General features: G+C 66.8%; 25 protein-coding genes and 1 pseudogene. 16 read left to right on the forward strand and 10 right to left on the reverse strand.

Annotation, left to right across the window (positions count from 1 at the left end):
- Positions 1 to 161: 161 nt before the first annotated feature.
- The 5 genes from PHZ_RS19735 (at position 162) to PHZ_RS19750 (ending at position 2,456) form a co-directional block, all read left to right on the forward strand.
- Positions 162 to 677: a BON domain-containing protein gene (locus tag PHZ_RS19735; RefSeq protein ID WP_012520278.1), complete on the forward strand. Its 516-nt coding sequence runs from the start codon at positions 162 to 164 to the stop codon at positions 675 to 677.
- Positions 644 to 838, forward strand: a complete 195-nt coding sequence (locus PHZ_RS23860) for a BON domain-containing protein (RefSeq protein ID WP_407946776.1) — start codon at positions 644 to 646, stop codon at positions 836 to 838. Before PHZ_RS19735 ends, PHZ_RS23860 begins: the two co-directional genes overlap by 34 nt.
- Before the next feature lie 94 nt (positions 839 to 932).
- Positions 933 to 1,304: a DUF5335 domain-containing protein gene (locus tag PHZ_RS19740; protein ID WP_231732259.1), complete on the forward strand. Its 372-nt coding sequence runs from the start codon at positions 933 to 935 to the stop codon at positions 1,302 to 1,304.
- On the forward strand, positions 1,301 to 1,738 hold the full coding sequence (locus PHZ_RS19745) for a sigma-70 family RNA polymerase sigma factor family protein (RefSeq protein WP_041374470.1): 438 nt from the start codon (positions 1,301 to 1,303) through the stop codon (positions 1,736 to 1,738). Before PHZ_RS19740 ends, PHZ_RS19745 begins: the two co-directional genes overlap by 4 nt.
- A 337-nt stretch (positions 1,739 to 2,075) precedes the next feature.
- Positions 2,076 to 2,456 carry a DUF6491 family protein gene (locus PHZ_RS19750; protein ID WP_049758471.1) on the forward strand — a complete coding sequence of 127 codons (381 nt, stop codon included), beginning with the start codon at positions 2,076 to 2,078 and terminating at the stop codon, positions 2,454 to 2,456.
- Here PHZ_RS19750 and PHZ_RS19755 read toward each other — a convergent pair.
- The 8 genes from PHZ_RS19755 to ligD (PHZ_RS19790) all read right to left on the reverse strand — a co-directional run bounded on the left by PHZ_RS19755 (position 2,453) and on the right by ligD (PHZ_RS19790) (position 9,308).
- Entirely contained in the window at positions 2,453 to 2,659 is a 207-nt protein-coding gene (locus tag PHZ_RS19755) for a hypothetical protein (protein ID WP_041374471.1), read from the reverse strand. The two genes, PHZ_RS19750 and PHZ_RS19755, sit on opposite strands and share 4 nt — an antisense overlap.
- A gap of 10 nt (positions 2,660 to 2,669) precedes the next feature.
- Positions 2,670 to 3,392: a S1C family serine protease gene (locus tag PHZ_RS19760; RefSeq protein WP_012520280.1), complete on the reverse strand. Its 723-nt coding sequence runs from the start codon at positions 3,390 to 3,392 to the stop codon at positions 2,670 to 2,672.
- Between the two features lie 11 nt (positions 3,393 to 3,403).
- A complete protein-coding gene (locus PHZ_RS21955) occupies positions 3,404 to 4,129 on the reverse strand; it encodes an NADH dehydrogenase ubiquinone Fe-S protein 4 (protein ID WP_049758473.1) in 726 nt (241 codons plus the stop codon).
- A 121-nt stretch (positions 4,130 to 4,250) separates the two neighbouring features.
- Positions 4,251 to 4,754 carry an Hsp20/alpha crystallin family protein gene (locus tag PHZ_RS19770; RefSeq protein WP_012520282.1) on the reverse strand — a complete coding sequence of 168 codons (504 nt, stop codon included), beginning with the start codon at positions 4,752 to 4,754 and terminating at the stop codon, positions 4,251 to 4,253.
- A gap of 73 nt (positions 4,755 to 4,827) precedes the next feature.
- Positions 4,828 to 5,301: an Hsp20 family protein gene (locus PHZ_RS19775; protein WP_012520283.1), complete on the reverse strand. Its 474-nt coding sequence runs from the start codon at positions 5,299 to 5,301 to the stop codon at positions 4,828 to 4,830.
- A gap of 693 nt (positions 5,302 to 5,994) precedes the next feature.
- Positions 5,995 to 6,750, reverse strand: a complete 756-nt coding sequence (locus PHZ_RS19780; RefSeq protein ID WP_012520284.1) for a Bax inhibitor-1/YccA family protein — start codon at positions 6,748 to 6,750, stop codon at positions 5,995 to 5,997.
- A gap of 134 nt (positions 6,751 to 6,884) precedes the next feature.
- Positions 6,885 to 8,072 (reverse strand): phosphoglycerate kinase, encoded by a 1,188-nt coding sequence (locus PHZ_RS19785; RefSeq protein WP_012520285.1) that lies wholly within the window; start codon positions 8,070 to 8,072, stop codon positions 6,885 to 6,887.
- Positions 8,073 to 8,306: 234 nt separating this feature from the next.
- Positions 8,307 to 9,308 (reverse strand): non-homologous end-joining DNA ligase, encoded by a 1,002-nt coding sequence (ligD, locus tag PHZ_RS19790; protein WP_236611941.1) that lies wholly within the window; start codon positions 9,306 to 9,308, stop codon positions 8,307 to 8,309.
- A gap of 236 nt (positions 9,309 to 9,544) precedes the next feature.
- On the opposite strand from ligD (PHZ_RS19790), the gene PHZ_RS19795 reads away from it, so the two are divergent.
- The 8 genes from PHZ_RS19795 (at position 9,545) to ligD (PHZ_RS19830) (ending at position 16,466) form a co-directional block, all read left to right on the forward strand.
- Positions 9,545 to 10,453, forward strand: coding sequence for a DnaJ C-terminal domain-containing protein (locus PHZ_RS19795; protein WP_041374473.1), 909 nt, complete (start codon positions 9,545 to 9,547; stop codon positions 10,451 to 10,453).
- A complete protein-coding gene (locus PHZ_RS19800; protein ID WP_012520288.1) occupies positions 10,453 to 10,773 on the forward strand; it encodes a chaperone modulator CbpM in 321 nt (106 codons plus the stop codon). Before PHZ_RS19795 ends, PHZ_RS19800 begins: the two co-directional genes overlap by 1 nt.
- A 169-nt stretch (positions 10,774 to 10,942) precedes the next feature.
- On the forward strand, positions 10,943 to 11,773 hold the full coding sequence (locus tag PHZ_RS19805) for a universal stress protein (protein ID WP_012520289.1): 831 nt from the start codon (positions 10,943 to 10,945) through the stop codon (positions 11,771 to 11,773).
- A 13-nt stretch (positions 11,774 to 11,786) separates the two neighbouring features.
- Positions 11,787 to 12,158, forward strand: a complete 372-nt coding sequence (locus PHZ_RS19810) for a YdbL family protein (RefSeq protein WP_012520290.1) — start codon at positions 11,787 to 11,789, stop codon at positions 12,156 to 12,158.
- A gap of 67 nt (positions 12,159 to 12,225) precedes the next feature.
- Positions 12,226 to 13,191, forward strand: coding sequence for a pyruvate dehydrogenase (acetyl-transferring) E1 component subunit alpha (gene pdhA, locus PHZ_RS19815; protein ID WP_041374474.1), 966 nt, complete (start codon positions 12,226 to 12,228; stop codon positions 13,189 to 13,191).
- A 218-nt stretch (positions 13,192 to 13,409) separates the two neighbouring features.
- Complete coding sequence (locus tag PHZ_RS19820) at positions 13,410 to 14,342, forward strand: RNA polymerase factor sigma-32 (RefSeq protein WP_012520292.1); 933 nt, start codon at positions 13,410 to 13,412, stop codon at positions 14,340 to 14,342.
- 16 nt (positions 14,343 to 14,358) lie between these two features.
- Positions 14,359 to 14,808: an SRPBCC family protein gene (locus PHZ_RS19825; protein ID WP_148217016.1), complete on the forward strand. Its 450-nt coding sequence runs from the start codon at positions 14,359 to 14,361 to the stop codon at positions 14,806 to 14,808.
- Positions 14,809 to 14,855: 47 nt separating this feature from the next.
- Positions 14,856 to 16,466: a non-homologous end-joining DNA ligase gene (ligD, locus tag PHZ_RS19830; RefSeq protein WP_012520294.1), complete on the forward strand. Its 1,611-nt coding sequence runs from the start codon at positions 14,856 to 14,858 to the stop codon at positions 16,464 to 16,466.
- A gap of 78 nt (positions 16,467 to 16,544) precedes the next feature.
- Here ligD (PHZ_RS19830) and groEL read toward each other — a convergent pair.
- A pseudogene (gene groEL / locus PHZ_RS23680) lies at positions 16,545 to 16,713 on the reverse strand (chaperonin GroEL); the annotation flags it as partial.
- A 67-nt stretch (positions 16,714 to 16,780) separates the two neighbouring features.
- Positions 16,781 to 17,809 carry a sensor histidine kinase gene (locus PHZ_RS19835; protein ID WP_187149132.1) on the reverse strand — a complete coding sequence of 343 codons (1,029 nt, stop codon included), beginning with the start codon at positions 17,807 to 17,809 and terminating at the stop codon, positions 16,781 to 16,783.
- Between the two features lie 150 nt (positions 17,810 to 17,959).
- Here PHZ_RS19835 and PHZ_RS23285 point away from each other — a divergent pair, with 150 nt between their 5' ends.
- From PHZ_RS23285 to PHZ_RS19845, 3 genes are read left to right on the forward strand one after another with little or no spacing between them, the layout of a single operon-like run.
- Positions 17,960 to 18,130 (forward strand): hypothetical protein, encoded by a 171-nt coding sequence (locus tag PHZ_RS23285; protein WP_187149133.1) that lies wholly within the window; start codon positions 17,960 to 17,962, stop codon positions 18,128 to 18,130.
- A gap of 20 nt (positions 18,131 to 18,150) precedes the next feature.
- Positions 18,151 to 20,010: a molecular chaperone DnaK gene (dnaK, locus tag PHZ_RS19840; protein ID WP_012520296.1), complete on the forward strand. Its 1,860-nt coding sequence runs from the start codon at positions 18,151 to 18,153 to the stop codon at positions 20,008 to 20,010.
- A 54-nt stretch (positions 20,011 to 20,064) separates the two neighbouring features.
- Positions 20,065 to 20,607, forward strand: coding sequence for a nucleotide exchange factor GrpE (locus PHZ_RS19845; RefSeq protein WP_012520297.1), 543 nt, complete (start codon positions 20,065 to 20,067; stop codon positions 20,605 to 20,607).
- Positions 20,608 to 20,642: the final 35 nt, after the last annotated feature.

A 20,642-nucleotide genomic window follows, 5' to 3' on the forward strand; every position in this document is an offset into this window, starting at 1 on the left:
CTTGGCTGCATCACACCTTAGTTCGGTCCGCCAAGCCGCGCCAGCCACGCCGCGGGTGCGGCTGTCTTGTCCAGACGCGCGGCCGCTCTAGTTTTCAGGGAAGGGGCGGCGAGAGCGAACGCCGGCCTGCAGCGAGATGTGTGGCTAAGGAGTACAGGGCAATGCGTGGAGATTCGGAGGTCCGACGCGATGTCGAGGCCCAGTTGGCGTGGGAGCCGGGTCTCGTCGATGACGATATCGCAGTGAGCGTCAAGGATGGTGTCGTCACCCTGGCGGGGTTCGTCAATAGCTACGCCGATTATTATGCGGCGGAGGCCGCAGCCAAGCGTATCAAGGGCGTGCAGGCGATCGCCAATGAGATCGCCGTTCGGCTGCCGGATGTCGATCAACGACCTGACCCCGAAATCGCCCGGGACGCCGTCGCAGCGTTGAAGCGAAGTTTGCCGACCATCGCCGAGCGGATCAAGGTTGTGGTCAAGAACGGCGACATCAGCCTGCAGGGCGATGTGGAGTGGAAGTTCCTCAAGGATTGGGCTGAGCGCGCGGTGCGCGACATCAAAGGGGTTCGCGCGGTCGCCAATGCAATCCTTGTCAAGCCCAAGGTTCAGCCCATCGACCTGAAAAAAAGATCCAGGAAGCCTTCTTGCGGAGCGCCGAGGTCGACGCCCAGCATCTGATCGTCGAGGCCGATGGGAGCCAGGTCACTCTCAAGGGTCATGTCCGCTCTTGGGCGGAGCGGCAGGAGGCGGAACGCCAAGCCTGGTCGGCGCCCGGTGTCACGGAGGTCCGCAATGAACTGACGATCGATCCTTGGCCGTTCGCAGCCCAGGCGCTCTAGCCTGCGCGCGGACATCGCCAAACATGGTCGCGCGGGCGATCAGGCGTGGAAGGCAAGGAACTGAAAAGGATGAGGTTTGGAGACGCGCACAGCCATGGAGGTGCCGAACATGAACTGGTCTGACCATACCATCGCCAGGAGCCAATGGCAGGCGTTCTGCGATCAACTCACCCGTCAACTTGAAGGCGCTCAAGCCGAGATCGAGGTGGCCAGCCTGGGGCTCGGCGACCAGATTCAGGCGCAATGGGTGTCGCTGGTCGGCGTGGCTTACGATCCGAAAGACGACATCCTGGAGGTCGCCGTCGAAGGTCTCGACCATATCATCCGGGCGCCGACCGCACTGACCGCGCAGCGGGAAGGGGCCATGGTGGAGAGCCTGGCTGTCGACACGCGTACAGGCGAGCGGCATATCGTCAAATTCAGACGCCCGCTCAGCCTTCCCCCGCCGGAAGGGAGCGCTGCATGACGGACGCCGATACGGGTTCGGGCGCGTCGCTGGCGGGGCCATGGCGCGTGGTGTTGGCCGGCGACAAGGACGCCTACCGGCGCGCTGTCGAGCCGCACCTGCCCGAGCTCCTGGCCGCCGCGGCTCGCGAACTGCGCTACCGCCGCGCGGCGGGCGATCTGCGACCCCAGTACCTGACAGCTGACGAGCTGGTGGGCGAGACCCTGGCGCGAGGCTGGCGTGATCGCGCGCGCAAACCCGCTGGGCTAGGGGTGCGAGCTTGGCTGTTGGGCCTGGAGTTCAAGGTGCTTGAGTCGATCGTCCGCTCCGAACGACGGGCCCGGAAGCTGGCTGGCGTTTCGCTCGAGGCTTCAGTCGAGGAGGAGGCGCAGGCGCTGGACGCCTCGGACGAGGCTTTGTGGGAGTGGTACCAGCCGGACGACCTCCTGCGTTGAGAGGACACGATCCCGGCGCATGACGTCACGCCCGCGGACCTGGACGCAGCAGACGCCTATGCCTTGAGCCGGCAGGAACGCGAAGCCCTGGTCTTGGTCGTCGAGCATCAGTTCAGTCTAAAGGCGGTATCCATGGTGATGAATCTTCCACCCGACCAGGCGCTGCGCTTGCTTCAGGGCGCTGAGCGTCGGGTGGCCGCAGGCCGGCTGGCGGCAGAAGGCGCCAAGCGCCCGGTGACCATGGAACCGTCGCCACCGGTGCGCGTCAAAGGTTCCACTCGGCATCGACCTCGCTCCATCTCCCCATCGGATTGTCTCAGCCGCAAGGACTAAGCTAATGGTCGTAAGAACGTTTGCCGTTGCTGTTGTCGGGCGCGTGGCAGCGGTCACATCGGCGGCCGCCCAGCAGCCGATCTCGGCTCGCCAGTGTTTCTGGAGCCACCAGGTCAATAGTTTCGCCGCGCAGGGCGACCGGCTTGTGAACCTGCGCGTGGGGGTTAAGGACTATTTTCAACTGGAGCTCATGGGACCGTGCCCGGATGTGGACTGGACTCAGAAGATCGCTCTCGTGTCGCGCGGCGGCTCCACGATCTGCTCGGGTCTGGACGCGGAGATCGTGACGCCGTCGCCCATTGGGCCGCAGAAATGCCCGGTGAAGAGCGTTCGGAAATTGACGCCAACCGAGGTGGCGGCGCTCCCGAAGGGGGCTAAGCCCTAGCCGGTGTCTGCTGGACCTTGATCGCGGCTGGGCGGCTCGAGGCCGTCCGGATCGTGCGGCTGGACGAGGGTTGGCGGGTCGCTGGCCGGGAATGTCTCGTCCAGCGCTTCATCCAGCAATCTGTCGATCCGCTCCGCGGCCGCAGGCGCTTGGGGCTCGCCTGACAGGGGTGGCCAGAGCAGGTCGGCGGCTTGGCGCGCCATTTCGGCCTCCTCATTGGTAGGGATCACCCACCCGGCCCTGCACGTCGAAGGCGGGGCCGCCGGAGTTACCCCGATTGATCGGCGCGTCGATCTGGAGGTAGTCGACATAGGCCTCGCCGATGTCCCGCCCGTCAGCCGAGACAATCCCCGCCGAAGCGGTGCCGCCGAGGCCGAAGGGGTTGCCCATGGCGCCGACCCAATCGCCGACCCTGGGCCGCGCGGTCGTCTCGAAGGTCACGAAGGCGAAGCGCGAACCGCTCACCTTCAGGACCGCCAGGTCGGTTAGTGGATCGCGTCCGATGATACGCGCCGCAAGTTCGCGCCCGTCATTCGTTCGCACGGTCACCTTGGTGGCGTTCTCGACGACGTGATTGTTGGTGACGATATAGCCGTCCGGCGCGATAAAGAAGCCCGAGCCCGACACCCGAGCGAGGGGTGGTGTTCGCGGCTCTTCGTCGCCGTCGGGCGCGCTCGGAAACCCGAAAAAGAACGGCAAGCCAGGAAACCTTTCAGGCAGATAGGGACTGGCCGGAGCGCTGCGGGTGACGTCGATAGAGACGACAGCCGGCGCCACGCGCGCGATGATGTCTGCAAAGCTCGACGGCGGCCGAACCGGCAAGCTTCGCGCCGGCTGTGCGGCGGCGAAGCAGACGGTGGGCGAGAGACCGCCGGTCGCGAGGGCGAGGGCGAGGGCCGCTGAGGCCAGGAGGGTCGCTTGGGGCTGCTTGGGCATCGCGGCTGCTCCTAGTCGGCTTGAACCGGGACGGCGGTTGACACATCGCGGGCGGCTGGCGCAGCTTCCCATTGATACAGGGGCGCGGGCGGCGGCGTTCTTGCGTCGAGGCCGGCGAGTGCTGTTCGCACTTCGTCGAGGCGGGACACATGTTCGCGCACCGGCGCTTCCGTAGCCTCCACCTCCAGCAGGTATTCATCCCATTCCCAGGAGCGCAGGATTCTGCGCTTCTGCGCGGTCGTCAGCGACGGGTCGGCGACAATCGCCGCCGGCGTCCGGTAGATCGCCTGGGGACTGAGGTAGAGGGCTTCGGCCTCCGCCGGCGTGAGGGGATCGAGCGGCTTTTCCGGCCGCTTGGGGGCCCCCATTGGGGGCGGATCCGCCGCGGTGTCGGACCCGTAGGGCGCAGCGCCCTCGCCCGCGTGGACCTCGAATTCGAGGCCATGCCGGCGGCAGTAGCCGATCGCGGCTTCCGCTGTGGGGAAGCGCAGGTTCACCTGCTGCAGCGGGTCGGTGCTTTCCAGCCAACCCATCAGGGGCTCCACGCGGGGCGCGGATCGTGCGGCGAAGCGCAGGGTCCATGCCTTCGCCTTGCCCTGTCCCCCGGTGACGGGGGCGGAGGGCTCGTCCTGCTGGATGATCGCGAATGCGTCAGCCGGCAGAGCTGCCGCGTGACGACGCGCGGCGATGGATTGAACCCCTGTTTCGCCTTGCCGAAAATCGTCGTGCCGGGGCATGTCTGGACCTCTGGTCTGGCCCGGGAACACAGGTTCCCGGGCAGCTTCACTGGGCGTGACCGGCCAAGTTACTGGCGTCGCGGATGACCGGGCCGGACAGGAGCTCTTCGGGAACCCCACCTCAGCCCTTGTCGATCGCGATCCGGCGAACGCCGTCCTGCTGGGCCCGGGTTTTCGGGAGCGTTACGGTGAGGACGCCCTTTTTGAACTTGGCCTTGATAGCATCCTCGTCGATCGCCACGGGCACGGGGATCACGCGTTCGAAACGGCCGTAATAGTGCTCGCTGTAGCGTCGGTCGTCGTCTTCGACGTCCTTGCGCTTCTCTCCACGCAGAACCAGCACGCCATCGTCGAAGACCACATCCACGTCGTCCTCCTCCATTCCGGGCAGCTCGGCGGAGACACGGATCGCCTTGTCGTCTTCCGACACTTCGAGGCTTGGCCAAGCCTGGCGGCCAAGCGTCGGCGCCCCGAAATCACGGAACACGTCGTCGAAAAGCCGATTCATCTCGCGATGCAGCACGAGAAAAGGATGACCGTCATCGTTGCGCTCGGCGGTCGTCAGCGCGTTCTCGCCGGGGCGTCGGCCGCCGCGGGTCCAAGGGATCAAGTCGCGAACATTCATGTCTTGTCTCCTTTGATCATCGGGCGATCCGGTGCAGAGGACCAAGCCGCCCGGGAAGGTGTTTGGGGCCGGTTCAGTTCGCCGGGGTCTGGGCCGTCTCGGCAGCGCTATCGGCAGCCGAAACCTGACCCTCGACCTGGATCCGCCTGGGCCGGGCGGCCTCCGGGATCTCGCGGACCAGGTCTATGGACAGGAGCCCGTCCGCAAGGCGGGCGCCTTGGACCTGAACGTGATCAGCCAGGGCGAAGATCCGCCTGAACGGTTGGGTCGCAAAGCCGCGATAGACGACCTGTCCGGGCTCTGTCGTGTTCGAAGGCTGGCCGCTGATCGTCAGGCGGTTGGGTTCGTAGGTGATCTCGATGTCCGCATCCCGGAAGCCGGGTGTCGCCAGGACGATCCGGAAGTGATCATTGTCGAGGGTCACCACATTGTAGGGTGGCCCGGCCGTCTGCAGTTCGGGGCCGGCCGCCGATCGGTCGAACAGACTGAGCGCGTCTTCGACGCCCGGCGTCAGCCGATAGGGGAACATCGGCGTGATGGTGCTCATTCTCATGGCGACTTCCTGCCTGATCGTGTGAATCCGGGAGGAGCCGGGGTCGGCTCGCCTCCGGCGCCAGAGCCCGCGAGTGGCCTGGCCACAGAGGACGTAGGGCGCAAGCGGCGCCCTTCAAGGCAGAATTTTCGGCGATCGAGACGAAGCCCCTGGCGCCCCGCTCCCCGCGCCAATCAATCCCGGCGACGACGGGCGTCAGAACAGCGGGCCGTCAATCTCCAGCAGCTTGGAGGGTGGCACCTTCAAGCCGCGCCTGCCAGCGCATTGGTGCGTTGATCGATGCAGTTTTGAGCGGCCCATTCCGCATATCGCTGGGCGTAGTCTCGATCATACCACTGGGCCTGATCGTCGTAGACCGCCCCCTGCGCTCCGCGCCCGGGGGCGGCGGCGCATGGTGGCCCGTAGGCGGGGCGGACGCGGGGGGAGGCGCCGCCGAGGCGGAGGCGGCCGGATGGGCTTCGGCGACGGCGCCGTCGGCAAAGATCAGGCCGATCGCGGCGAGGAGCGCTGGTCCGTCGAGCCGTCGAGTCGTCGAGGTCATGGCGTCGGTCTCCTTGCTCCTTGAAACGGGCGTTCGCCCCGGCGCTGCAATCCCCTACCGGTATGGCTCCCGAGCAAAAACTAGGGCGCGCCTGTCGCAACCCAAACTTCCCCCACCTTGTTCGGAGCGCGGCTGCGATCGCCTGCCTAGTCCCGTCGTTGCCCGAACAACGACAGCAGAAATTGAAACAGGTTGATGAAGTTGATGTACAGGTTGAGCGCACCGTAACTGGTGGCGACACTCCGGGCGGCTTCGGCTCCCCCGAGTTCGTAATAGGCGATCTTCAGGCGCTGGGTGTCGTAAGCGATCAGGCCCGCGAAGACGAAAACGCCGATCACGCTGATCATAAACTGCATCAGCTCCGACCTCAGGAACAGATTGACGAGAGAGGCGATCACCAACCCGACCACGCCGACGATAAGAAAGGATCCGAAGCCGGTCAGATCCTTCTTTGTGACGTAGCCGAAGAGGCTGAGGGCGCCGAAAGCCGTGGCCGTGATCAGGAACATCGAGACGATGGACGCCCCCGTATAGACAAGTCCGACGACCCCCAGGGACGCGCCGATCAGGGCCACGATCGTCCAGTAGAGCGCGCTTGCGGCTCCGCTTGTTGGATTGCGCATAGCAAACCCGGACACCAGCAGGATCCCGAGCGGTGCGATGGCCACGATCCAGCCGATCGGCGTCATGCCGGCCAGATGGCCATCGGCGCTTGTCACGAACATCAGGTCGCGGACCGGGGGGACGCTGGAGGTGAGGTAGGCGAGGGCGGCCGAGACCAAGAGCCCCAGGGCCACCTTATTGTAGACGCCGATCATGAAGGATCGCAGGCCGGCGTCGATCGCCATGTCGGCGCGTGTGCTCAGGATTGTCGCGTGGCGGGCGCGCTGGAAGTCGCTCATGGCTGGTCGTCTCCAGGATGTGGTTCTCCAGCCAACTCCATCTAGGTCGAACGCCCAATGGAACAAGAGGGGCGCGCGGCGGTGATGCGGCGGGCCTCCGCTCAACGGGCCTCCGCGCAAAGGTCAAGTCGCCGCTAGGACAGCGCCTCGATGCCTGGAAGAGTGCCTTTCGCCAGGAACGTCAGGCAGGCTCCGCCACCGGTGGAGACATGGCTGAACCGCTCCCCAAGCCTCAGCCTCTGAGCGGCCGCGACGGTGTCGCCCCCGCCAAGCACTGTGAAGGCGGCCGGGAGGCCGGCGATGGCGCGGCCAATCGCCTGCGTCCCCCCCTGAAAGCCGTCGATCTCCGCCGCCCCCATCGGCCCGTTCCAGAATACGGTTCTGGCGCCCTGCAACGCCTCGACGAAGCGCTGGCGCGTCTGGGGGCCGATGTCCAGGCCCTTCCAGCCCGCCGGAATGTGGTTGGCTGGAACGATTCTCGCCTCAGCGCCCACCGCGGGCTTGGGGGCCGCCACCACATCGACGGGGAGCAGGAGCTGTACGCCCCGATCGTGGGCCATGCCCAAGAGGCTTTTGGCCAAACCTGCGGTTTCCGCAGCCACCAGGGAGTTCCCCACCTGGCCGCCCTGAGCCTCGATGAACGGAAAGGCCAAGGCGCCGCCGATCAGCATGCCGGTCACGCGCGGCAGCAAGCTCTCCAATGCGCCAATTTTATCGGCTGCCTTCGAGCCGCCGAGCACAACCCAAAAGGGCTTCGCTGGGCGCTGGATGAGTCTGGTGAGGTTGGCGACTTCCTTCTCCATCAAAAGGCCAGCGCAGCTCGGTAGGAACCTGGTGGCCCCGGTAACCGACGCGTGGTCACGGTGGGCGGACGCAAAGGCGTCGAGCACGAACGCTTCGCCCAGCCTGGCATAACGCCGCGCCAGGGCCGCGTCGTTCGACCCTTCACCCGGTTCGAATCTCACATTGTCCAGCAGCGCCACTGAACCTTGGGGCAAAGGTAGGACTTGCCTGAGCGTGGCGTCGGAAGCTGGTGTGCGTTCGGCGCTCCCGCCGATAAAGGTCACGGGGCGCTGCAACTGCGCCGCCAGCACCGGCGTCACGGGGGCCAGACTGCTCGTCGCTTCGAAGCGGCCATTGGGACGTCCGAGATGGCTCAGGAGCACGATGCTCGCGCCCTGCTCGAGCAACCGCTGCAGCGTCGGAAGACTCGCCTTCACCCGGCTCACGTCGGCGATCTTGCCGGCCTCCATCGGCACGTTGTAGTCCGCCCGGACGATGATGCGCTTGCCGGCGGCGCTAAGATCCTTGAGCGTTCGCAAGTCGGCCTCCAGGCCTGCATTTAAGTCGAGGTCTGCAGAACGACACGGCGCCCCGGAGGGCCTCAGGTCGATCTGCGGGCGCAATCGACTCGTCCGGCATGTTGCAGAGAGGACCCGCCATACGAGCAATTAGGGCGGGCCGCATCCATGCTCAATGGTCCGTCACCCACCGGCCCCCAGCTGCTGGCGAGGCGCCTCAGCCCGAGCGAACCGCCCTCTCGCTCGTGTGTGGACTCACTCTGCTGGGCTCTCGGAAATCTCTGCGACCACGTCCTGCGGGGACTTGCCCGACCGCAAGCCCTTGAAGCTTGCCTGCCGAATGCGGCCATGCTCAGTCCATTCGGCGAAGTCGATGTTCGCCACCAGTACCGGCCGGGTCCACTGAACGGCCGGATCCTTGCGCGGCGGATCGCCGGCCTCGAACGGACAGGTCTCGGATCGCACGGCGCGGAGTCGCGCGAGCAGCTCGGGCATCACCCGGCGCGGATAGCCGGTGTGTACGCGTCCGACATAGCGCAGGACCCCGTCGTCATAGACCCCGACCAGTAGGGATCGGAACTTGCGCGAACCGGTCATGGCCCAGCCGCCGATCACGACCTCCTGGGACGGGCGCCACTTCGACTTGCGCCAGCTGTCGTTCCGTTCGCCCGGGGCGTAGGGAGAATCGAGCCGTTTGGAGACCACGCCTTCGAATCCCTCGCGCCTCGCCCAGCCGAGGGGATCCGGGTCGGTGATCGCGGCCGCCGACCGGATCGGCCCATCAAGCGGCGCCCGCCGCAAGAGGCGCCCGAGCGCCTCGTGTCGGGCGGCGAGCGGTCGCCGCAGCAGCGCCTCGCGGTTCAGGTGCAGCAAATCGAAGGCGAAGAAGACCAGCGGATCGCGGGCCGCGTGGCGCTGACGCGCCCCTAGTCGCGCCCGGAGGAGGCTGAAGTTCGGCCGTTCCGCTCGGTCGAGCGCGCAGAGCTCGCCGTCCAAGATGCAGTCGGGCAAGTCGGCGAGCCGCGCGCTGAGATCAGGAAGCAGAGCCGATCGGTCGACGCCGTTTCGACTACGCCACCGGACCTCGCCCTGCAGGACTCGGGCCTGGAAGCGGTCGCCATCAAGCTTGACCTCATGAAGCCAATCCGGACCTGACGGCGGCGCGCGGACGAGCCGCGGATGCTGGAAGGGGATGAAGATCGGCGGCCCGGATCCGGTCCAAGATCCGTCGACGGGCCTGTCACGCGCCGTGGCCACGACAGTCACTCTTCGCCAGATCGCATTCTCTCAACGTGACACCTCGGTTTGGCGGCGGTTCAATGAGCCTATGGAGCAGGCTCGAGCGGGAACGACGACCCTATGACCATGCGGATGTCGACAGATATCAAGTTCGAGAATGGCCGCGGCAGCATGATCTCCAGATCGTGTTCGCGACCAGGGCCGTCGCCAAGACCGCGAGCGGGGGCTAAGGCGAGCCGTTCAGGAGAGGCCAATTGAACGAAGACCCTTACAAGGTGCTGGGGCTGAGCTCCGACGCGACCCAGGACGACATACAGAAAGCCTATCGAAGGCTGGCCAAGAAGCACCATCCCGACCTCAATCCGGGCGATCGGGCCGCCGAGGAGAAGTTCAAGCAGGTGTCGGCCGCCTACGATCTCCTAGGGGACGAGGAGAAGCGGCGCCGCTTCGATCGCGGCGAAATCGACGCGCAGGGGGCCGAGCGACCTCGGCACCGCTACTACCGGGAGTACGCTGATGCGGCCGCCGATCATCCCTACGCCAGTCGCACCGGTTTCCAGGACTTCGCAGACGAGGACATCTTCGCACAGTTCTTCAGCCGGGGAGGGGAGCGCTTCCGTGAAGTCCGGATGCGTGGCGCCGACCTCAGATTCCACCTCAGGATCGACTTCCTTGATGCTGTGCGCGGAGCGCGCCGCACGCTGACGCTTCCCGACGGCGCGTCCATGAACCTCAACATTCCCGCGGGAGTGGAAGACGGACAGGTGCTCCGGCTGCGGGGCAAGGGCGCTGCGGGCGTCAACGGCGGGGAGCCGGGAGATGCGCTCATCGAACTCGAGATCGGAACGCACCCGTTCTTCAGCCGCGAGGGCCGGGACATTCACCTTGATCTGCCGGTTACCCTCGATGAGGCGATCCTGGGCGGTAAGATCGAGGTGCCGACGCCCACCGGGCGGGTCACCATGACAGTGCCTGCAGGCGCCAACACTGGTCGCACCCTGCGCCTGCGCGGCAAGGGGGTGCAGGGCAAGCCGAAGGGGGACGAGCTGGTGCACCTCAAGATCGTCCTGCCGGAGCGGATCGACCCGGAGCTGGAGGCGTTCATGCGCCGCTGGCGCGAGCAACACCGGTATGATCCCCGTCAAGCGATGGGAGCAGCGTGATGAGGGAAGAGGCCGAGGTCCTGCAAGAAGTTCGCGGGCTAAGCCGCCGCAAGCTGCGCGCGTGGGTGCAGGCGGGCTGGGTGCTTCCCGCGCGGGGGGAGCAAGGCGCGATGTATAGCGACATCGACATCGCGCGGGTTCACCTGATCCACCATTTGCAGGCGGACCTCAATATCGGAACCGAAGCGCTGCCCGTCGTTCTGTCGTTGGTTGATCAGGTCTATGGCCTGCGGCGCGAGCTTCGGCGGCTGGCGCGCGCCGTCGAGGCGCAGCCGGACAGGGTGAAGCAGGCGATCCTGAGGGCGAACGACCAAGGCTGAGGGGCCGCTCCGGGGTGCGCCACGCCCCTCCTGGTCACCCCCGACGGGCGACGGATGCGCGCCCGGGCGCCAGGGGCGCGACTTGACCGCGGTCAAGTCGGCATGCCGATGGGGCGGCATGTTGAATCGCCAATGGAGAAGAAATTCCGCGGCGCTCCAGGAGGGTTCGATGAGCATCAAACATATTGTCGTGCAGGCGGCCGGGAAGGCAGAGGACGCGCGGCGCGTCGCCATGGCGGTCGATCTCGCGAACCGGTGCGAAGCCACGCTTGGTGGCGTATTCCTGGAGCCGGCGCCGCCCTGGCTCTTCGTGGGCGGGGACCTTGCAGCCCCCGCCGCCCTCGCCGATTTGACTGAATCTCACCGCAAAGCGGTGCAGACAGCTTCGGCGGCGGCGCGGGCGAACCTTGAGGCGGCGGCGCAGGGCAAGTCGTTCGAGTGGCGCCAAGTCGACGGCTCCGCCCCTACCGCGTTGGCCGAAGTGGCGCGGGAGGCGGATCTGCTCTTCATGGCGGGGCCTCCACTGACCAGTCGCGATGGCGTGTTCGCCCCAGCGGACGCCGTGGCGCTTACTGCCGGCGCGCCGATCATCGCGGTGCCAGAGACCGCGACCGGGACGTGTGTCGGACACCGCGTGCTCGTTGCTTGGAACGGCGCGCGCGAGAGCGCGCGCGCCTTGCGCGACGCCCTGCCATTGCTGCAGCGCGCCGCGCAAGTCGATGGCGTGATCGTCGACCACCCGGAGGCGGCCCGCGACGGAGAACGCGTCCTGAAGGCGTTCCTCCAACGCCACGGCTGCCCGGCGATAAACGTGATCCGGCTTCCCGCCGGCGGGCGGCATGCCAGCGAGGTGATCCTGCAGCACGCGGCGCACGTTGTGCAGGCCGACCTGATCGTCATGGGACTGTACGGCCACTCGCGCCTACGGGAGTTCGTTCTGGGCGGGGTCAGCCGGGACATGCTCGACGACTCGCCCATTCCGCTGCTCCTGTCGCACTGACGGAGGCGCGGCTGTGCTCCGATCCCACCCGACGCGTCGAGCGCTTGCTAGCTTGTTGCTGGCCGCGATGGGAACGCCTGTGCGGCCGGCCCTGGCGCAGTCCTCGTTGTCCAAGGCGCTTGTCGAAGCGGCCAAGACCGCCGGGACCGTCGGCGAGCAGGCCGACGGCTACCTCGGTTTCGTGGCGCCCCAGGACGACCCCGGGCTCACCGCCGCCGTGGCGGAGATCAACACCGCGCGCGCTCGGCTGTACGCGGAGACGGCGCGTCGTCATGGCGTGAGCCCTGAGGTCGCGGGCGTCGCCGCCGCGAAGGCCCTGTTCGAGACGAAGCTGCGGCCCGGTGACTACTATCGTGACGCCACGGGCGTGTGGCGCAGGAAGTAGGGCTGCGTCTGCGGGCGCCGCCAGGTCGACGGATGAGGGCCGGGATCGACTCCGCCGGGAGGACGTCATGTCGCAGACCCTCGCGACGCTGTTGGCCGACTATCAGCAGATGGCGCTGATCCGGCGGTTCGAGGAGGAGGCTGCGCGCCTCTACGGCATGGGATTGATCGGCGGGTTCTGTCACCTCAGCATCGGCCAGGAGGCGGTCGCTGTGGGCGTGGTCGGCGCCCGTGCGCCAGGCGATCAGGTGATCACAAGCCACCGCGACCACGGCTATGCGCTGGCGTGCGGAATGGAGCCGCGAGCGGTCATGGCGGAGCTGACCGGACGCATCGGCGGCGCCTCGCGGGGCAAGGGCGGATCGATGCACATCTTCGCGCCCGACCAGGATTTCTACGGCGGCCACGGCATCGTCGGAGCCCCGGCCAGTCTCGGTAGCGGCTTGGCCTTCGCCAACCGCTACCGGAGCAATGGGAGGGTGGCGTTTGTCGTCTTTGGCGAGGGCGCCGCCAATCAAGGCCAGGTTTATGAATGCTTCAACATGGCCGCGCTCTGGCGATTGCCCGCGCTCTACATCATCGAGAACAATCGCTACGCGATGGGGACGGCGGTGGAGAGGTCCGCCTCCGAGCCCCGCTTCTATCGGCGCGGTCTCTCGTTCGGAATTCCCGGAGAGGCGGTCGATGGAATGAACGTTGTCGCGGTCCGCGAGGCGACGGCGCGGGCCGCACGGCATGTCCGGGCGGGGGAAGGCCCCTATCTCCTGGAAATGAAGACCTATCGATACCGCGGCCATTCGATGAGCGACCCGGCGAGGTATCGGCCGCGAGATGAGGTGGAACGGGTCCGGCGCAGGCGCGATCCCATCCAGCAGCTGAAACGTCTCGTGTTGACCCGCGATCCCGACCTCGCCACCGAGCTGGACGACATCGACAAGACGGTCCAACAGCGCATTGAGGATGCCTCCGCCTTCGCGAAGGCGTCTCCAGAGCCACCCCCCGAACACCTGCTGCGCGACATCTATTCCGCCTGACGTCGTCAGGGTCAGGTCCGCGGGCTCCTGGCGAGCAATGCGCAGAACACGCACGGCCGAAGGGCCACGGCGCGGCGCAGGACCAGCGGCGCTCGGCCGGCGAACTGCCGAAGCTTCGCGCTGGCGCGCGGTGCGGGCGGCACTTGATGACGGTCAAGTCATGGCGGCGCGGAGCCACCACTCTGGTCACGGCAGCACCATCAGGAGCATCGGGTCCCGTGTCCTATCCATTCCTCGCCGGCGGCGTGGTCGCGTCGCCCTACGCCGCCAGTCTGCGGCAGTATCTCTCGGCCGTGCGACGCTATCCGGTGCTGACGCGCGATGAGGAATATGCGCTCGCCAGACGCGTGCGCGACGAGGTCGATTTGGCGGCGGCGCATCGGTTGATGACCAGTCACCTCCGCCTCGCAGCCAAGATCGCCTGCGGCTATCGCGGCTATGGGTTACCGCTCGAAGACATGATCTCCGAGGCCAATGTCGGGCTTCTGCATGCCATTTACAAGTTCGACTTGGAGCGGGATTGCCGGCTGTCCACGTACGCCGCCTGGTGGATTCGCGCCGCCTTGCAGGACTACATCCTGCGCCACTGGTCTATCGTCAAGCTCGGCACGAGCGCGACTCAGAAGCGCTTATTCTTCGGTTTCAGGCGGGCCCGCGCGCGCGTCGAGGCGTGTCCGTCCGAATTGCTCGCCGGCGACAGCATCGCCAAGATGGCCGAGCTGTTTCATGTTCCGCCCGGAGACATCACCGGGATGGAGGCCCGCCTCGGCTGGCGCGACCTGTCGCTGAGCGCGCTCCACGGCGACGAAGGCGAGCCGGATCGCCTCGAGCGCCTTGCCGATGAGAACGCTCAGGATCCGGAGACCGCGCTTTCGGAAGCCGACGAGCGAGACTACCGCACGCGTCTGCTCACTCAGGCCCTCAGCCCGCTCGGGTCGCGGGAGCATCGAATCTTCGTCGCCCGACGCCTGCGCGACCCTCCCGCTCCGCTTGCCGAGCTGGCTCAGGAATATGGCGTGAGCTGCGAGCGCATCCGGCAGATCGAAATGCGCGCTTTCGAGAAGGTGCAGCGCTTTGTCACCGATCAACAGCAGCACCACGCGCGCGAAGGTGCGTGGCGGCGCGGTCAGGCGTACGAATGCGCCGCCTGAAATGGAGGGCGAGAACTTGAAACATGAGATCGAAGTCCGCGCGCCGGCCGCTCATGCGTTCTCCGTGTTCGTGGACGAGATGAGCGGATGGTGGCCGTTCGCCTACACCGTGTCGAAGGACCCCCTCGCCAAGGTCGTGATGGAGCCACGTCTCGGCGGCTCCTGGTTCGAGTTGACCGTCAGCGGACGGCGCATCCCTTGGGGCGCCGTCGCCGCGTTCACCCCGGAAACGCACCTTGGCCTCACGCGAACAGGAAGCGATGGCCACCCTCTCAGCAACATCTCCATTTGGTTTCGGCCGCGCAGCGCGAAACTGACGCAGGTTGAGCTGCAGCACCAAGCTGCCTGCGCTCATTCCATCGCCGAGGATGGAGACCCCTTGTCACAACCCTCCGCATGGCCCGCGATCCTGCGCGAATACGCGGAGGCGGCGAGCCCCACCTCCCGCGCCCTACTGAACGCCTAGGGGACACCTGACGACAAGAACGCCGGCGAACCGAACAGTCCAAGCAGGTGAAGCAAGCCGTGATCGAGACGCGACTCGACAGTTACCGCGCCAAGCGAGACTTTTCCAGGACACCGGAACCAGCTGGCCAGGGCGCCGTCCGACCGGCAAAGCGGCTGCGGTTCGTCGTCCAAAAGCATGCGGCGCGGCGACTGCACTATGATCTGCGGCTTGAGCTCGACGGCGTCCTTCTCTCTTGGGCCGTCGCAAAGGGGCCCTCGTTCGATCCCGCGGAGCGAAGGTTGGCCGTAAGGACAGAGGACCATCCCCTCGACTACGGCGACTTTGAAGGCAAAATCCCGGAGGGACAATATGGCGCTGGCGCCGTGATGATATGGGATCGCGGCTACTGGAGGCCCGAGGGCGACCCCCGCATCATGCTGGAGCACGGCAAGTTGAGGTTCACCCTCGACGGCGTTCGGCTCAAAGGCGGGTGGGCGCTGGTGCAAATGACGCGGCGTTCCGGAGCGCGCGGGCGCGATTGGCTGCTGATCAAGCGCCGCGACGCCTGGGCGGCGCCTGGTGAGGGCGCGGCTCTGCTCCAGACCCTGACCACCTCGGTCGCCTCCGGGCGCACCGTTGAGGAAATTGCGGCGGGTCAGCGCCCTGCGCCGCGCCGGGACGGCGTCACAAGGTCTTGCAGGAACGCGGAGCGCATGGCCGACGAGATCAAGCGGACGGCGAGCGCCGCGGCCGGGGCCGGTTCGTCGGGGCGCGCTGCGCAGGCTCAGGTGCTCGGCGTGGCGATCACCCACCCGGACAGGGCGCTGTGGCCGGACGACGGCCGGGGACAGCCAATTTCGAAACTGGACCTCGCCCGCTACCTGGAGGCCGTGGGACCTTGGATGCTGCGCCACGTGCAGGGCCGGCCGTGCGCCCTTGTTCGCGTGCCGAACGGCGTCCTCGCTCCGCCGCGGTTCCTTCAGCGCCATCCGGGTCGAGGCGCCCCAGCGCAGATAACGCGGGTCGCCGTCACCGGAGGCGGGCCCCCCTGTTTTCAGCTTGACCGCCTCGACGCGCTCGCGGCCGCGGCGCAGTTGGCGGCGGTGGAGTTCCATCCCTGGAACTGCCGGCCATTTCAGCCTGAGGTCCCCGGCCGCGTCGTGATCGACCTTGACCCGGGCGATGGCCTGCCATTCGAGAGCGTCGTCAAAGCGGCCCTGGCGGTGAAGGACAGGTTGGAAGGCGCCGGCCTTGTGCCGTATTGCAAGACCACTGGCGGCCAGGGTCTGCACGTGGTCGCGCCCTTGGCGGACGAGAAGGGTAAGACCACCTGGGCGATGGCGAAGAGCTTTGCCCGCAGGCTCTGCCAAGCGCTCGCCGCCGACGCGCCGCAAGCCTACGTGCTCAGCGCCAGCCTTGACCAACGCCAGGGACGCATATTCCTTGATTATCTGCGCAATGATTGGGCGGCGACCGCGGTGGCGCCGCTTTCGCCGCGTGCGCGGCCGTTCGCGCCCGTTAGCTTCCCTCTTGCTTGGAACCAGGTGCGAGCCGACCTTGAACCCCAGGCCTGGACGCTGCGCACCGCAGCGACCGCGCTGGTCAGCACCGCAGCCTGGGCCGACTATCTCGACGCTGAGCGGCCGCTGAGCGACGCCTTGCATCGGCTGACCTGAGTTGCGCGGCCCGTCGGCGCGGCCGCGCAAATTGTCAGGCTTCCCGCCGAGCCGCTGTCGCACGCTTGTCGGCCAAGGCGGAGGCGCTGGCCTCCGTTTATCCGCGATGCCGCCCACCGCCGCCTCAATGATCAGCAGTCCCGCGACGGACCCCGCATCCTGAAACGCAGTGCGGACAACCTTGGCGGGGTCAACGACGCCGGCCGCACAGGTCGATGTACTCTTCGGTTTTCACGTTGAAGCCGAAGATAGGGGAGGGGGCCTTGCGGCCGGCCAGCCTATCTCACAGGGATAATGCTCGAAGTTGATCGCGATCAAGTCCGCCGCTCGCTTTCGGCCTGCGCACCAGAAGATCCGAGTGCGGCTGCAAGTGGCCGGTGGGCCGACATGCGAACACTGAAACAGCTTCCGCGCTCAAGTGCGGTGTTGACGCCGATGGTGCACCCGAGCACTCCTGCCAACTCGCCCACGATCCAGAGGCCGAGACCCAAGCCTCCGGCGGCAGCGTCGTCGCCGCGTGCGAACGCTTCGAAGAGCCGCGCGCGCATCGGCGGGAGGATGCCCGGCCCGGTGTCGTAGACTGAGATCGCCAGATCGTCCCCGCGCCGCCGGACGCCGATGAGCACGCCCCCACGCGCAGTATGCTTGACGGCGTTCGCCACCAGGTTGCTGACAATGCTGCGGAGCAGCTGCGGATGACTTGTGACCCGCGCCTCCGTCGATACGGTGCGGAGCTTGATTGACTTGAGGTCCGCTTGCGGGATCCAAGCCGCCATCACCTCATCCAGCAGGGGTTGCAGGGCGATCTCTTCCAGGAAGAGCGCCGAACCCCGCTGCTGAGCCGAAAGGAAGGCGACCGCCGCCAGGTCCTGGTCGAGCTGCGTCGCGGCGGCATTCGCATACCCCAGCAGCTGTTGCGCCCTGGCGGGAGGCGCGGACCCCAACAGTTGAAGAGCCGCGACGATCGTCTGCAGCGGCTGCCTCAGGTCATGGCCGATCATCGCCAGCAGATGACTTTGGGCAAGCCCCGCCGCCCGGATGTGGACCTCGCGTTCGGCCGCGGCCGCCGTGAATCCGGCGACCACGGCGTATGAGTCTTTCGTCTCCTGCGGCAGAGGCGCCGCTGTTATCCAGCAACTGAGAATTCGGTCGTCGGCGAGTCGCAGCGTCGCCGGCGCGTGGATAGGATCCGCCGCGGCGATCCCGACATGGGGCCATGCCAGGTCCAAACCCAGCGCTCTCAGGTCCTTCCCGGCGATGTCGGCCGAAGCGTATCCGGTCAGGCGCTCCCAAGCGGTGTTGCAGACGCGGAGTGACGAACGGCCCGCCTCGGTCTCGATCAATGCGAGGGGGTGGGGGGCGGCCATGAAAGCCGCGGCCAACCTTCCTGCCTCCCGATCGTCGCCCTGCGGTGCTTGTAACATGGAACTAGGCGCCTCCGCGATGCACGGCCGCGCCGGGAGGCGCTGACCCGATCTTCGCATGGAGGGTCGATGGATGCGCTGCAGGCCATGTTGACGAACATCAAGACGACCGAGCCCTCGGCGGTCGGCTCGCCGCTCCCAGCCCAACGGCCGGCGTGGGCAAGCGATGCGATCGGCGGAAACCAGGCGGCTCTTGATGCAGATCAAGTCGGTCGGCTCCGGGAGCGCGAAAGTTGGTGATCAATGAAGGAGAAGCCGTCATGGCGCGCGCAGTCGGTATCGACCTCGGCACGACGAACTCGTGCGTCGCCGTGATGGAGGGCGGCAAGCCCACCGTCATCGAAAATGCCGAGGGCGCGCGCACCACTCCTTCCATGGTGGCGTTTCGTGATGATGGCGAAGTGCTCGTGGGCGCCGCAGCCAAGCGGCAGGCGGTGACCAACCCCGAAAACACGCTCTTCGCCATCAAGCGCCTTATCGGCCGCCGCTATGACGACCCCATCGTCCAGAAGGACAAGGCGATGGTGGCTTACAAGATCGTCGCGGGACCCAACGGCGACGCCTGGGTGGAGGTCGCTGGGAAGGCATACAGTCCCAGCGAGGTTTCCGCTCACATCCTGCGCAAGATGAAGGAGACGGCGGAGAAGCATCTCGGCGAAACGGTGACCGAAGCGGTCATCACCGTGCCGGCCTATTTCAACGACGCCCAGCGCCAGGCCACCAAGGACGCAGGGCGTATCGCCGGCCTTGAGGTGCTTCGGATCATCAACGAGCCGACCGCGGCGGCGCTCGCCTATGGGCTCGACAAGACAAAGGCCGGCCGCATCGCCGTCTACGATCTCGGCGGCGGCACTTTCGACATTTCGATCCTCGAACTCGGCGACGGGGTGTTCGAGGTCAAGTCCACCAACGGTGACACATTCCTAGGCGGCGAGGACTTCGACAAACGCGTCATTGAGTACCTGGCCGATGAATTCAAGCGCGACCAGGGAATTGACCTGCGCAACGACAAACTGGCGCTGCAGCGCCTCAAGGAGGCGGCCGAAAAGGCCAAGATCGAGCTGAGCTCGGCCGTGCAGACGGACGTCAACCTGCCCTTCATCACCGCTGACCAGAACGGGCCCAAGCACCTCAACATCAAGCTCAGCCGCGCTAAGCTGGAGGCGCTGGTCGAGGACCTGATCGACAAGACCGTCGAGCCCTGTCGCGCCGCGCTGAAGGACGCCGGCGTGACGCCGGACCAGATCGACGAGGTCATCCTGGTCGGCGGCATGACCCGCATGCCCAAGGTCGTCGAGGCGGTGAAGCAGCTCTTTGGCAAGGAGCCCCACAAGGGCGTCAATCCCGACGAAGTGGTCGCGCTGGGCGCCGCCGTCCAGGCCGGCGTGCTGAAAGGCGACGTCAAGGACGTGCTGTTGCTGGACGTTACGCCGCTGTCCCTGGGTATCGAGACCCTGGGCGGCGTAATGACCAAGCTGATCGAGCGCAACACCACCATACCGACCCGCCGAAGCCAGGTGTTCTCGACCGCCGAGGACAATCAGCCGGCGGTGACGATCCGGGTGTTCCAGGGCGAGCGCGAGATGGCGGCCGACAACCGGTTGCTTGGCCAATTCAACCTTGAGGACATTGCTCCGGCGCCGCGTGGCGTGCCGCAAATCGAAGTGACCTTCGATATCGACGCCAACGGCATCGTCAATGTTTCGGCCAAGGACCGCGGGACAGGCAAGGAGCAGAAGATCACGATACAGTCCTCGGGCGGACTGACGGAGGACGACATCAAGCGCGCGGTGCGCGAAGCGGAGGAACATGCCGAAGAGGACCGGCGACGGCGCCTTCTGGTGGAGGCGCGCAATCAGGGCGATGCTCTGATTTTCGCCGCCGAGAAGGCCCTCGCGAACGCGCCGCAAGGATCGCAACGGCAGGCAGTGGAGGATGCGCTCGCGGCCCTGCGGGCAGCGATGCAGGGCGAAGACACCCAAGCGATCATCGCCCGCGGGGAGGCATTGCGAGCGGTGACGGAGGCGCTGACGAGCGCTGGAGGGGGCGAGGCGCCAAAGGCTGGGAGCGAAGACATTGTCGACGCTGAATTCGAGGATGCCGATGACGGGCGGGCTTGAGGTCGGCGAGCCAGCCCGCCAGAACCATCTCTAAGATCGGCAGGAGACAGCACAGTGACCTCGGAGAGCGGCATCCCGAACGCGCCCCCGGCGGCTGAGATCAAGACGCCTGCCGGCGAGGCGCCCCAGGCAGCGACCGAGGCCGTCGAAGCCTTGCAGGATCGCCTGCTCCGCGCCCTCGCTGATGCCGAGAACGCGCGGCGCCAAGCCGAACGCGCGCGCAGCGAGGGACGTCGGGCGGGGGTGGCGGACCTGATCGCCCGCCTGGCGCCCGGCCTTGACAGCCTTGACCTTGCGGTCGACGCAGCGCGCGGACCCGACCAGGACGACGAAACCTTCGCAAGGTCCGTTCAGGAGGGTTTGCGCGCCGCGCGGCGCGCCTTGCTCGAGGCTTTTCAACGCGAAGGCGTGCAGCGCATCGAGCCCCTGGATCAGCCTTTCGACCCGACGTCGCACGAGGCCGTGGCGACTCGCGCTGACCCGGCGGCTACGCCCGGCCACGTGCTGCAGGTCGTCCAGGCAGGATACCGGGTCGGGGAGCGCCTGGTGCGACCGGCGCGCGTCGTGGTCTCAGCCGCCGCTCCGCCGGCCGATTAGGGGATTGTGAACGCTCGCCCCCTGGCGCACCGCCG

The sequence above is a fragment of the Phenylobacterium zucineum HLK1 genome, assembly GCF_000017265.1.
In the GTDB taxonomy this organism is placed as follows: Bacteria; Pseudomonadota; Alphaproteobacteria; order Caulobacterales; family Caulobacteraceae; genus Phenylobacterium; species Phenylobacterium zucineum.

Bases quoted from the DNA above. Each gene is read 5' to 3' on its own strand.
- dnaK (WP_012520296.1), top strand. From the start codon at position 18,151: ATGGCGCGCGCAGTCGGTATCGACCTCGGCACGACGAACTCGTGCGTC.
- PHZ_RS19760 (WP_012520280.1), bottom strand. From the start codon at position 3,392: ATGCCCAAGCAGCCCCAAGCGACCCTCCTGGCCTCAGCGGCCCTCGCC.
- PHZ_RS19780 (WP_012520284.1), bottom strand. From the start codon at position 6,750: ATGAGCGACTTCCAGCGCGCCCGCCACGCGACAATCCTGAGCACACGC.
- pdhA (WP_041374474.1), top strand. From the start codon at position 12,226: ATGTCGCAGACCCTCGCGACGCTGTTGGCCGACTATCAGCAGATGGCG.
- PHZ_RS21955 (WP_049758473.1), bottom strand. From the start codon at position 4,129: ATGCCCCGGCACGACGATTTTCGGCAAGGCGAAACAGGGGTTCAATCC.
- PHZ_RS19745 (WP_041374470.1), top strand. From the start codon at position 1,301: ATGACGGACGCCGATACGGGTTCGGGCGCGTCGCTGGCGGGGCCATGG.
- PHZ_RS19770 (WP_012520282.1), bottom strand. From the start codon at position 4,754: ATGAATGTTCGCGACTTGATCCCTTGGACCCGCGGCGGCCGACGCCCC.
- PHZ_RS19800 (WP_012520288.1), top strand. From the start codon at position 10,453: ATGAGGGAAGAGGCCGAGGTCCTGCAAGAAGTTCGCGGGCTAAGCCGC.
- PHZ_RS19750 (WP_049758471.1), top strand. From the start codon at position 2,076: ATGGTCGTAAGAACGTTTGCCGTTGCTGTTGTCGGGCGCGTGGCAGCG.
- PHZ_RS19775 (WP_012520283.1), bottom strand. From the start codon at position 5,301: ATGAGCACCATCACGCCGATGTTCCCCTATCGGCTGACGCCGGGCGTC.
- PHZ_RS19735 (WP_012520278.1), top strand. From the start codon at position 162: ATGCGTGGAGATTCGGAGGTCCGACGCGATGTCGAGGCCCAGTTGGCG.
- PHZ_RS23285 (WP_187149133.1), top strand. From the start codon at position 17,960: ATGGATGCGCTGCAGGCCATGTTGACGAACATCAAGACGACCGAGCCC.
- PHZ_RS19805 (WP_012520289.1), top strand. From the start codon at position 10,943: ATGAGCATCAAACATATTGTCGTGCAGGCGGCCGGGAAGGCAGAGGAC.
- PHZ_RS19755 (WP_041374471.1), bottom strand. From the start codon at position 2,659: ATGGCGCGCCAAGCCGCCGACCTGCTCTGGCCACCCCTGTCAGGCGAG.
- PHZ_RS19740 (WP_231732259.1), top strand. From the start codon at position 933: ATGGAGGTGCCGAACATGAACTGGTCTGACCATACCATCGCCAGGAGC.